The sequence below is a fragment of the Flammeovirga sp. EKP202 genome (assembly GCF_014534745.1).
GTDB lineage: Bacteria > Bacteroidota > Bacteroidia > Cytophagales > Flammeovirgaceae > Flammeovirga.
In genome coordinates this window covers 178,405-190,996 of the sequence record NZ_JACVVP010000009.1, presented here as the reverse complement: position 1 = coordinate 190,996, position 12,592 = coordinate 178,405, and the positions used below count along the sequence as shown (strand labels likewise).

Sequence of the window (12,592 nt, the reverse complement as noted above, 5' to 3'; positions counted from 1 at the left end):
CTATAGATCCCTAAAAAAGTTTAGAATATCTATTATGCAACGTTCTAATAATGATTCCTTTTCATCTGCTACATATTCTTTGTAATACACTTGCTCACGACCTTCTACTATTTTCATTTTCAAAGCAATAGAATCGTTCACTACGGTATATCTACCTTTTATTTGATAAACATCCTCTCCTTTTGCAAAAGGTGAAAAAGTAAAATAATTATAGCCACTATTCAACCCCTCAGACAATCTCAACAGTCTTTCATCAATCATTTTTGATATACCTTCATGATCCACCCAAGAACTATCTTCTTCTATTGCTGTTGAAGTCACTCTTGATAAAGCAGTTGAAATATTAATATTACTTTTCAAATCATCCGTGACTCTTCCAATATCAAAACTATCACCTCCTTCAGGAATTCTCATTTCTGGCTGCTGAGACGCCCCGAATCGCTCAGCTAATCTTGGCACTTCATCTACAGCATTCCCAAACATCATTTGCACATCTACAAACTCTCCTTTTCTAAGGTTACCTCTTTTTAAATAATCCAACAAAGCATAAGTTAATAACCCTTGACCGTACATTGTCGATTCGTAACTTACTTTATCTGCTGCAGAACCCGCTAAAAGATACATTCCAGATCTGGACCTCACCCGCTCTAAAGCTCTCAATCGAACAGATTCATCATCTACATTTCGCATGGCGATAATTGTCTCTGCAAACTTCCCAGCATTACACGCATCCATGATAAAGACTTGTCTTGTAACAGGGATTTTTTTCATCCAATCCAACCATTCTTTACCTGCAATAGTATAATTATCTCGAATGTTTTGATCTTTAAGATCTGCTGTGATCATATCCTTGGTAAGGTAGTAGAAATCTTCCTCCCCATTTTGTTCTTGCAATGCCATTCCATGACCTGCTAGAAAAACAAAAAGTACATCTGATGGATTCGCCAAAGACTGAAGACTATCAAAACTGTTTTTAATATTCTCCTTTGTAGGTTGATAAAGAGGATCCTCAGCATTTGTCGAAAATAAATCGACTCTTACTCTATGTTCCCCAAATAATTCTGAGGCCGATTCTTTGATGGATGAAGCAATTTTCTCGGCATCATCTGCAGCATATTTAAGGTCTAATGTAGTCCCCCTATAATCCGACACACCAATTACAATTCCATAAAAAGAAGGTATTTCTTTCTGAGTATTTTTAGATTTATGTCTGATCGTTAAGCCTCTCCCAGACAGTGTCCCTTCCTTATTTTCGACTTTTACTGTAATATTATTGAGTGCATCACCATTTTGGAATAAATAACTTAAGGTGTCCATTGGCACCACATATTTAATCGTCTGACTCTTTTGCTTAAGTATATTTAAGTTTAAGTGATTAACATCAATAGCCATTCTATAAGGTGTCACATCATCCAAAACTTCTTTGTTATTAACCATAACGGCTACTTTACCAATACCTCCACCTCGGTCAAAAACCTCAATATAAAGCTTGTCATTCTTAGTATATAAATTCGCTTCCGGGTATAAAGAGACTGTGCTTAGGAAAGGAACTTCACGAAGTGGTTGCCCATTGAACAGTTTTGTTCCCAAACCAGGTTCCCAATACATACCTTGCAACTGTGCTATATCAATGATTTCATTATCCACCACATAATACAAATTACTCATATTAGTTTCTGAAGCATCGAACAAACCAGAATAATGCTCTACTACCCATCCAACATCTCCATCCGATAGTACAGCCCCAAATCTGTTGGGTGATTCTAAATCCCAAATACCAACGGCAAAATCATTTGACAAGGTTACAAATACTTGTTTTCCTGGAAAGTCAAAAAGTTCAATAATATCTCCATTATTCTGAGGATATTTATAAACCTGACTTTTTAGATCACTGGAATAAGAAGTCAAGTCTCCACTTTCTTCTGATAGCAATATATATTTTCCATCAAAAGTAAAAGCAATACTTTTAACAGGGTGATCCACCTCCCTTTGCTGCGCTATTTCACCAGTCTTAAGATCGTACAAAAGTAATTTATGATTACTTCCTACTAATAAAGATTGACCATCCAAACTAAAAGCTAACGTATTAATATGTCGATCACTAACTCTAATCTTTTTTAAGACTGTAAAATTATTTTTTAGATCTAATACATGTACAGAACGATTGCTTAACCCAACGGCGACTTTAGAACCATCTAAAGAAATGGCTAAAGAAGTAATAGTATTGAAAGAGCTAAATACAGTTTTTGATTGTTGTAATTGGTTGAGGTTTTGTAAAATAAGATCACCTCCATTATTCACCAAAAATGCTAACGAGTCAACAGGATGTAATTTTGAAAGTATAATAGGATAATCAAACTTCCTAGAAGACAGTAATTTATAATTATTTTGATGATCCCAAACTTTAAGCGTACTGTCTAGAGAAGTCGTGACAAGCCGTCCTTTCCAATTAAAGAAAATAGATGAAATTGCTTTTTGATGTGCTTTCCATTTCTGTAAATCACCTCTACTTCCTGACTCCCAAAGCCTAATATTACCACTTTCGGAAGAAACAGCAATTGCGTTCGAAGTGAGAGAAGCCGAAAACCCAATTGCTTTGTCTAATATTGGTTTCCATGCTGCCTTCAATCGACGTCCTTTAATTTCCCATAAAGCAATTTCTCCATTTTTATAGGCAATAACTGCTAGTTCCCCCTTTCTATTAAAAGCATTTGTTACAATCTCACGGTCTTCAAATGTAGATACTAACTCCAAATCATTTCCGATAACCTTATAATAATAAGCATGATTTCCATGAGAAGTTACTATCAATCGATCTATAGAATGAGAATAAGTTATCGATCGCACACCATTGTTATCCGGTAAACGAATAGGATCATTTATAGCATCACTTTGTTGATTCCATACTCTTAATGTTCCATCATAACTACCAGAAACAAGTATTTTTTTATCATGAATGTATCTTAAGTCTGATACCCAATCTTCATGTAACTTTTTAGTTGATTTAAGTTTTTTTTGAGTGGAGTTCCATATTTCTACTTCACCGTTATACTTACCAAAAGCGGTCCACGAACTCGACTTCGGTTTTGTAATAAAACAAGAAATACCTCCTGTCATTTCACTTGTCCAACCGTTTACTTTTGAGCCCTCAGACTGCCAATCCCAATGGAAAATATTACCACGGGCATCAATAAATACAACAACATTTTTTTGAAATTTTGCTTCTACTACGGGCTCATTTAGTTCTTTGAGTTCAGTTAAAAGCATCCCCGTCTTTGTCTGCCAAATTCTTACTTTATGATCAGAACCTGAGGAAACAATGTATTGTTTGTCAGTAGAAAGTGCAATGTCAGTAATCCCAATTTCATGAGCATTGATAGTTCTTAGTAAACGTTCTTGCTGTAAGTCCCAGACTTTGATTTTCTTATCCTTCCCTGCCGAAATGACCAAAGAAGCATCTTTACTTATATCTAAAGACGTAACTTCTCCAAGGTGACCTTGAGAAAACGTCAGTGTAATGTTAGAAGACTGGGAAAATAAAAAGTTTGAATAGTAAAAAAGAAGGCCAAACAAAATTATCAGCCTTCTTTTTTCTATATGATTTTCAATGAAGTACATATCACATTGTTTAATTTACAATGTAAATATAACCATGAATCTATTGCTAAAGATATTATTTAGTGAATTTTTCCCACACTCTCTCATGGAAATAGTATAACACCATTTTTGAAAACACTTCAAATGAACCAATTGATACAGCCATTGTTATTTCACCAGTAACGAAATACGAAATTACCATTGTATCAACTGTGCCTACAGCACGCCAAGATACTGATTTCGCAACACTCACCCATTTAGGTTGTTTGTTGTTTTTATCCTTCACCGCGGAGTCGCTTTCCTCGATTCTTTTCTCTAAAACCTTATCTACAAACATTAAGTTATTAGTTTAATTTTAAAAGTAATACAATTACTCTAGTGGATTACTAGGCAATTATAGAAATAAGTTTACACTTTTCAAAAAAAGAGGCTTATGTTTTAGTGAAAGAGTATGTTTTTATAAAATAAACTTAGATAAAATTGTATAATTCGATGTATTTGATTTAATTAACATTTAATTGAATATAGCTACCAATTAGCGTCGATACTAATATACTTAACAAACTAATGAGAAAAAGGAAAAACTATCCTGGTGAACAGCGAGAAGTAGGGACAAAAGACTACAGCTTAATCCTGGGTAACTTGATGAATTATCGTAATCAACTAATGAGAGAAAATGAAGAGCAACGTATGGGATTCATTTTTTCAAAAATAGCTGAAAAATTAAAAGAACTTGGATGTTTACGAGCTTCGAACACTGTGAAAAATAGAGTTGGCCGGAAAAAGTTAGGGCTTTATCAAGACATTACTCAAAAGAAGAAAGAGGAAGTAATTGAAATCACCAACAAGTACTGGCATGAGGCAAAAGATAGACATGAAGCCGCTAAGGAAAAAAATAAAAAAGCAGCTAAAAAAAGTTCTACAGCACTGACAATTTAATTATTTTTTAATATCTCTCCTCATCTATCATGCTTGTCAAATTACAACTAAAGAATTCTCCAAATCAGGTGATCGTTGATGATCATGTTTATGAATTTTTAAGAGACAATCCTTACTACAAGAGCCTAGACTTTATCTACAACCTTAGGGAACATTCTTCAGGCAGAGCGGTATTCCAAAAATCTTGGAAGCAGAGTGACGGTAAATACAAAACTGAAACCATTTATCTTCACAAACTTATAGCTGAAAAATATTTAGATGAAAGTACAAAGGGAGACTACACCTTAATTCGTATTATTAATGGTAACAAGTTAGATTGTCGAATTAAAAACCTGACGTACTCAAACCGATCTATTATAAAAAGAAACACCCCCTCTAAACATAATAAGACAGGTTATATTGGAGTAGTGAAAGACAAATACAGTTATAGAGCTGTGATCTATAAAGATCGAAAACCTATATCTTTAGGCACTTATAAAACACCACAAGAAGCAGCTTTGGCATACAATAAAAAGTCAATAGAATTGTTTGGAAAAACTAGAAACCTTAACAAAATTAAGGACATCGAGGAAATCACTCCAGATGCTCCTGAAAGTTCAGATGAAAGTCTTGATTAAACTTTACTATTTATAAATACTGCTTTATCGTTAATTTAAGTACAGACTGCGTTTTATTATTATTTGCTTTATTATAAGTTTTTATAAAATGAACTACTTCTTTATAAAAGTACTCTGAATGCTTTTGAATAAGCTCCATATTCAGATACTAAGAAAGGAAGTAGTTCTTTTCTTTAGACCTCATCACTCTTGCTAATAATTGTTGCGTTATAAAATCTTGATCTCAATCAAGATTTACCAATACAAGTTGGTTCATATTTGTATAAACAAAACTTTTACACATGAGAATTAATCAAGCACAATTTTTAGCAACACTCCAAGATGGTTTAGAAAAAGAGTTGATTCAGGTCAAAAAAATCCAACAGCTTCCTTTAGCACATCTACAATACAGAAAATATGAAAAGGCCTGGAATATTTTAGAATGCTTATATCACCTTAACTTATATGGTGAATTCTATATTCCTCAATTCCAACATTTACTTAAAACAGCTAAAGACAAGCAAAAGGAGCAATATAAAAGTGGGTGGCTTGGTAATTATTTTGCCAATAGCATGAAGCCTTCCGAACAAAAGATTAAAAATAAAATGCCCTCTCCTAAAGAGAAAAATCCACTAGGTTTACCTCTTGAAAGTGATGTTATCACTACTCGTATACAGCAAATCAACAAGCTGCTTATCATCGTTGAACAGGCAAAAAATAAAGACCTAGAGCAAAAAAGGTGTCCCATAACAATTTCAAAATGGATTACACTTCAACTTGGAGATACTATTCATTTTATCATTAATCATGAAGAAAGGCATATGCTTCAAATCAAAAAGATTTTGCTTCACATGGAAAAAAATGAAGGGGTAAATACATGATAAATTGTGTAATTTTATAAAGATAAATACCGAATAGAAGGATAGTAAGAAAACGCTGAACCTTTTAAAGATTCTACTTTCATTACACTGTGTTAGAAGATTTTTTTTGGTACTTTTAGAATAAGCAAGATTTATTAACCCATTAAGAACATTGACACCCAAGTACTAACTGTAAATTAATCATTATATGATCTATACATTTAGAATGTATAGATCTTTTTTTTGTCCAATTTTTGATGTAGTATTATATATAGAATACTTTAGGATACGTAATATGGCAAAACAAAGAATCTCCCTTCAAAAAGTTTTTAAAGAAATTATCTGGCCAAGAAGAAAATATCTTTTCTTCGGTTTAGTCCTCATTATCATTAATCGTTTAAGCGGACTTGTCTTACCAGGTGCAAGTAAATATTTAATGGATGATGTAATCGTGAATGAAGATTATGAACAGTTAAAACTATTAGTAACTGTAGTCATTTCATCAATCTTCATTCAAGCTTTTAGTAGTTTCTTGCTTACTAAAGTACTCAGTATAGAAGCTCAACGCTTGATTTCTGAATTAAGAGCGAAAGTGCAAAAACATATCATTTCACTTCCGATTTCTTTTTTCGACAATACAAAATCAGGGGTTTTAGTCTCAAGGATTATGAGTGATGTGGAGGGGGTTAGAAATTTAGTAGGTACTGGCCTAGTTCAATTAATTGGAGGTACAATTACTGCTGTAATTTCAACCATACTACTCGTGAAGATTAGCCTTTCCATGACCTTGTTTGTACTTGTACCTGTCTCCATATTTGGAGTCGTCTCCATGAAAGCCTTTCAATCTATACGTCCTATTTTTAGAAAAAGAGGACAGATTAAGGCTGAAGTAACAGGCCGACTTACAGAGTCCTTGAATGGTGTAAGAGTAATAAAAGGTTTTAATGCTGAGGGAGAAGAAAATCGTATTTTCGAAGAAGGTGTAATTCGACTGTTTAACAACATCAAGAAAAGCATGACGGCCACTGCTATCATGACAAGTTCTAGTGCTTTTCTTTTAGGGCTTGCGTCAACTGGTATTATGGGTATTGGTGGTTATAAAATAATGCAAGGTGAACTCACTGTCGGAGACTTTTTGTCATTTACCTTATACCTTGGGTTTATGGTAGCCCCAATTATTCAAATGAGTAATATTGGCAGCCAACTTACCGAGGCTTTCGCTGGATTAGACAGAACGGAGGAGATCATGAATCAAGCAGGCGAGCAAGATGATCCATTAAGAATAGAAATTGTTCCACATGCCATAGAAGGAAATATAAAATTTGAAAATGTGTCTTTTGAATACGAGGAAGACAAGGAAGTATTACACAATATAAGTTTTGAAGCAAAGGCAGGTAGTATTACTGCTTTAGTAGGATCTTCTGGTTCTGGTAAAACAACTATTGCCAGCTTGGCAGCATCATTTTTAAACCCTACAAAAGGTAAAATATTCCTCGATCAACAGGATTTAAGAACAGTACAACTTCACTCCTTTCGACAACACCTAGGAGTTGTACTTCAAGATGATTTCCTTTTTGAAGGAAGCATTCGAGAAAACATACTTTTCTCCAATCCGGATGCCACTGAAGAAGAATTACAAAATGCTATTAAAGGTGCCTATGTTGATGAATTTACGGACAGATTCGATGATGGACTTCTAACAATAATAGGAGAAAGAGGTGTAAAATTATCAGGTGGACAACGACAAAGAATTGCAATCGCAAGAGCAATTATTGCCAATCCTCAAATCATTATTTTAGATGAAGCCACCTCAAACTTAGATACTGAAAGTGAAGCATTAATTCAGGAATCATTAGCTAAATTAATGAAAGGAAGAACTACAATCGTTATTGCACACCGTCTAAGCACAATTCAACAAGCCGATCAAATATTAGTAATGGACCAAGGAAAAATCATTGAAACCGGTACCCATGATGCCTTGCTTCAAAAGGAAGGAAGGTACCATCAATTGTATAAATACCAAGCTAGAATATAATTTAAAAAAAATAACAATTGTTTCACTATAAACATCTTTTCAATCTGCACTTTGTTATCAATGATTAGGGGTGTTTTCATAATTCAATATCCCTTTTAATCCAAATATGAAAAGATGATTGTTAGCATTGTTCCTCTAAAAGTGTACACACTATTATTGTATTATAATCATATACTATAATAATTCAAACAGATATTTCTGTCTATAACTTTTAAGATGAACAAATCAAATTTATTCAACAACTATAAGAAGGATTTTCCTGCTAGTATAGTTGTATTCTTAGTGGCATTACCCCTCTGCCTTGGAATAGCATTAGCCTCAGGTGCTCCATTATTGTCTGGTGTCATTGCAGGTATTATTGGTGGAATTGTTGTTGCGTCGTTCAGTGGATCTGCGGTCGGTGTAAGTGGACCTGCTGCTGGGCTTGCTGTAATCGTTTTTCATTCTATTCAGGATTTAGGTTCGTTTGAAGCATTTTTATGTACAGTTGTATTAGCCGGTGTAATACAGATTTTATTAGGCGTTTTCAAAGCAGGTGTGATCGGGTATTATTTTCCGAATGCTGTGATCAAAGGAATGCTTACAGGTATTGGTATTAATATATTATTCCAGCAGTTACCTAATGCTTTGGGATATGTAGGACCGGATCATGAATTAACATTAAGCCTTTCTAATATTACTACGGGTGCCGTTATTGTGACTGCAGTATCATTACTTATTTTGATTGGTTGGGAAAAGCCATTCATACAAAAAAATAAAATACTTAAAATTATACCGGGACCGTTAGCTACAGTACTCTTCGGTATTCTTTTTTATGTAGGAACCGAAGGACATCCAACCTTTGGTATTCTTGAATCTCAATTAGTTGCTCTTCCTGTAATTCACAATATGGATGAGTTTTTAGGAACTTTTAGATTCCCTGATTTCAGTGCTTGGAATAACCCTCATGTATATACCATTGCCTTTACAATGGCTATTGTAGCAAGTTTAGAAACGCTACTTTCTGTTGAAGCAGCAGATAAAATGGATCCTCAAAAAAGACATACCCCAACCAATAGAGAACTGATCGCTCAAGGAACGGGTAATATTATTTCAGGATTAATTGGGGGCTTACCGATTACTCAAGTAATCGTTCGAAGTTCTGTAAATGTTCAATCTGGTGGACAAAGTAAATTATCTGCTATTTTTCATGGTGTTTTACTATTTATTTGTGTCTTAACTATCCCTGTATTATTGGATTTAATTCCTTTGGCATGCTTGGCGGCAATTCTACTTACAGTGGGCTACAAACTTGCAAAACCTCAGAATTTCATTTCGATGTACAACAAGGGTATTCAACAGTTTTTACCATTTATTGTAACCGCTTTAGGTGTAGTATTTACCGATTTATTAGAAGGTATTGCACTTGGTCTTATCGTTTCTGTCGTAGAAATCGTTTGGGAAACCATGAAAGACGTAGTGGATGTGAAGCAAGACAATCAACAACAAAGTGCAGAGGGGCCAATTCATATTGAATTGGCTAATCAGGTCAGTTTCCTGAATAAAGCACAAGTAAAAAAAGCCTTGGACAATGTCCCAGAAAACTCACAAGTAGTGATTGATGCAAGTAAGAGTAAAACACTTCATAGTGACGTAAAAGAAATCATTGAAGATTTTATGCAGGGTGAAGCGGAACAAAAGAATATTCAAGCTGAATTAATCTTAGCAAAGTAATATTTGAAACATAGATTGCGAACTCCTTACAGAGATGTAAGGAGTTTTTTTTATCTTTAATTTCAAATTCATTTATATCAAAATAAGCAAACAATGTTAAAAGTATTACAATTCTTTATTTTATCCATCTTCATTTTCTCATGCAGTTCTGATGATAACATTATTGAAGATTGTAGATCTACTGAACTAAGCTATATCAATGACGTTTCTCTACCGTCTCAAGGCAAAGTTGGAGAACCGATTGAAGGTACTATTGAATACACACTATCCAATGGATGTGGACAATTCAGCAAATTAAATCAAAACATAGAAGGTAAAACAGTGACTCTTTCAGTCGAAGCGGTCTATGAAGGCTGTATTTGTACTGACATTGCACCTATTGGAGAGGTCACCTTTAATTTCACTCCAAATGAAACGGGAGAATATAAAGTAATTATTGAATCACCTGATTCAAATGACAAAACCTTTACGATTATTATTTCTGAATAATCTTTAAAACCCAAAAGCCTCATGATCAAGGAGTCATGAGGCTTGATAATATATCATTTCTTACAGTAACTATTCAATAATTAAAGGTTTTCTTTCTGAGGCCTTATCTATCATTTCTTGATGTAGTTCCTGATAAAGTTGTAACCTACGTTTTTGGTATTCACCTGATTGTAACCAAATCACTGGTTTATTTTCTTCATTCCATTTGTTCCATAATGAAGCGATTTGAGCTCGCTTTTTGGATTTAGTTTCTACAATATTTTCACTTTCATAAGGATCCTTTTTCATATCAAAAAGCTGAGGTTTTTCTTTTGATGAAGTTAAAAGGTATTTAGCATCAACGGTTCTAACGGCCCAAGCCTTTCCTTCATTTTCTCTCCAGAAAATAGCTTCATGAGGAGATCCTTTTTTCTTTCTTTGTATAAAAGGAACCAAATCAATACCATCAAGCTTCCGACCGACTGTGTCTACCCCTGCAACAGCATAAGCAGTAGCAGAAATATCCAATGAGGAAACCAAACCATCAAATTCAAGTGGCTTTTCAATTCCATCAGGCCAATGAATGAAGAAGGGCACATGAATTCCTCCTTCAAAGAATGATCCCTTTCCCTTCCTATAAGGAAAGTTACTAGTATAGTGTACCGGTTGCCAAGGTTTTATCGCTCTATCTCCACCATTATCCGAAAGGAAAAAGATAATTGTATTTTCATATTTCCCTGTAGCTTTTAAAGCTTTGACAACCGTTCCTATACCTTGATCCATTTCATCAATCATTGCCGCGTACGTTCTACGATACTTATTTTCAATATGGCTGTATTTTTGGATCGTTTCTTTGGGAGCTTGGAGTGGTTGATGTGGTGCATTATAGGCTAAGTATAATAAGAAAGGTTTATCTGCCGATTTCACAAATGCGGCAGCGTCATTACTCAATGCTCTTGTAAGGTACTCCTTAAATTCTCCAGCGCCGTTATTTCTCCATAAAGGTTTATAATCTCCTTCATTAGCACAATAATTAGGTTGTCCATTTTTGTTGACTAAAGGTGAAATAGCATTAATTCCTGAAGGAAAATAACTATGTCCCCCTGAAAGAAAACCGTAGAAATGGTCAAATCCTCTGTTATTGGGGTGATAAGGCGGTGCACCTCCCATATGCCACTTTCCAATAATAGCCGTTGTATATCCTACTTCTTTCAATCTTTCACCAAATGTTTTTTCCTCTAAAGGCAACCCCATATGTAAATCAAATGGTGAATTTGTTGGATTGATTTCCATCCCGAACCTCGCTTGATGTCTGCCCGTTAGTAAGCCTGCCCGTGAGGGACCACAATACGGATGTGTCACATAAGCATTGGTACAAACTACTCCACTTTGAGCTAAATTGTCTATTTGCGGTGTCTTTATATCTTTACAACCTGTAAAACCTACATCACCATATCCTAAATCATCTGCAAGAATAACGATAATATTAGGGCGGTTCTCACTCTGAATTTGTGCATTGACCAATTGCTGATAAACTGTCAATATAAACAGTAGCGTTATCGCTTTTTTGGTTGTTACTTTCATTTGTTTTAAACGTTTAGTATTCGATTAGTTTCCTTGAATTAGTAGTTTTGATGTGAAATTATTTTCCATCAGATGAACAAAATAAAGGCTGCCTTTCAGTCCATTTAATTCAATTTGATTCTCTCCTATTTTCACTTCACCTTCTTGAACAACTTTTCCTGTTAAGCTTATGATTTGGTAATCATCGACAACATGTGACTTTATATTTAGTAGAGTTGTAGCGGGATTAGGATAGATTTGAATAAGTTGATTTTCTACATCAAGACTTGTCGGTGTTTCCTCTATTTTATCGAGAACTGGGATTGTCTTTTGATGCGTTGAAATTTCCTCCATTTGCCCTTTCAGAAGGGTAGTCACAAATGAGTAGTTTCCTTCTGTATACTCCGACATATCCACATCAAATTCTACAAAACCCTGCCCTTCAATAGTTTTTATTGTTTGATGAACAACCTCTCCATCTTTATTAATAATTTGAAGTTGTAAATTTTTAGTTCCTACGCTTGAATATTTTACGGAAACTTTATTTTTCCCTTTTTTAAAATTAGAATCTGAATGTTGTACCCATGCTTCATTTCTTTGCCAAACCCTCACATAATCCACTAACATCGTTGTTGGGAATAAATCTTTATCTCTTATAGAAGCTTCAGGGTTAGGATAAGTATCTACCCCTTCAGCATAGCCATCTGGTGCATCAAAAACTCTGTAAGGTGCTCTCAAACCAATGGATAAATAAAGCCACACATCCATATAAGTAATATTCTTTTCATCATCTTCAGGTGTTTAAATATGATTCAAATATC

10 protein-coding genes are annotated in these 12,592 nt (G+C 34.4%); 6 read left to right on the top strand and 4 right to left on the bottom strand.

Features of this window, described 5'->3' with window-relative positions:
* Positions 1–3,618 (bottom strand): caspase family protein, encoded by a 3,618-nt coding sequence (locus tag IC221_RS08025; protein ID WP_188168461.1) that lies wholly within the window; start codon positions 3,616–3,618, stop codon positions 1–3.
* A 55-nt stretch (positions 3,619–3,673) separates the two neighbouring features.
* Positions 3,674–3,934 carry a DUF2061 domain-containing protein gene (locus tag IC221_RS08020; protein ID WP_188168460.1) on the bottom strand — a complete coding sequence of 87 codons (261 nt, stop codon included), beginning with the start codon at positions 3,932–3,934 and terminating at the stop codon, positions 3,674–3,676.
* Positions 3,935–4,164: 230 nt separating this feature from the next.
* Between IC221_RS08020 and IC221_RS08015 the strand changes: the two genes are divergently transcribed.
* From IC221_RS08015 to IC221_RS07990, 6 genes are all read left to right on the top strand, one after another.
* Positions 4,165–4,536, top strand: coding sequence for a hypothetical protein (locus IC221_RS08015; protein ID WP_044200710.1), 372 nt, complete (start codon positions 4,165–4,167; stop codon positions 4,534–4,536).
* Between the two features lie 29 nt (positions 4,537–4,565).
* Entirely contained in the window at positions 4,566–5,153 is a 588-nt protein-coding gene (locus tag IC221_RS08010) for a Pathogenesis-related transcriptional factor and ERF protein (RefSeq protein ID WP_188168459.1), read from the top strand.
* A 281-nt stretch (positions 5,154–5,434) separates the two neighbouring features.
* Complete coding sequence (locus tag IC221_RS08005; RefSeq protein ID WP_188168458.1) at positions 5,435–6,013, top strand: DinB family protein; 579 nt, start codon at positions 5,435–5,437, stop codon at positions 6,011–6,013.
* 274 nt (positions 6,014–6,287) lie between these two features.
* Complete coding sequence (locus IC221_RS08000; protein ID WP_188168457.1) at positions 6,288–8,027, top strand: ABC transporter ATP-binding protein; 1,740 nt, start codon at positions 6,288–6,290, stop codon at positions 8,025–8,027.
* Positions 8,028–8,243: 216 nt separating this feature from the next.
* Positions 8,244–9,740: a SulP family inorganic anion transporter gene (locus IC221_RS07995; protein ID WP_188168456.1), complete on the top strand. Its 1,497-nt coding sequence runs from the start codon at positions 8,244–8,246 to the stop codon at positions 9,738–9,740.
* Between the two features lie 93 nt (positions 9,741–9,833).
* A complete protein-coding gene (locus IC221_RS07990) occupies positions 9,834–10,229 on the top strand; it encodes a hypothetical protein (protein WP_188168455.1) in 396 nt (131 codons plus the stop codon).
* Between the two features lie 69 nt (positions 10,230–10,298).
* On the opposite strand, the gene IC221_RS07985 is transcribed toward IC221_RS07990, so the two are convergent.
* Together IC221_RS07985 and IC221_RS07980 are read right to left on the bottom strand one after the other, a co-directional pair.
* The gene (locus tag IC221_RS07985; RefSeq protein WP_188168454.1) at positions 10,299–11,792 is read right to left on the bottom strand and encodes a sulfatase-like hydrolase/transferase; all 1,494 of its coding nucleotides are present in this window, start codon (positions 11,790–11,792) and stop codon (positions 10,299–10,301) included.
* Positions 11,793–11,816: 24 nt separating this feature from the next.
* On the bottom strand, positions 11,817–12,539 hold the full coding sequence (locus tag IC221_RS07980) for a T9SS type A sorting domain-containing protein (protein WP_188168453.1): 723 nt from the start codon (positions 12,537–12,539) through the stop codon (positions 11,817–11,819).
* Between the last annotated feature and the right edge of the window lie 53 nt (positions 12,540–12,592).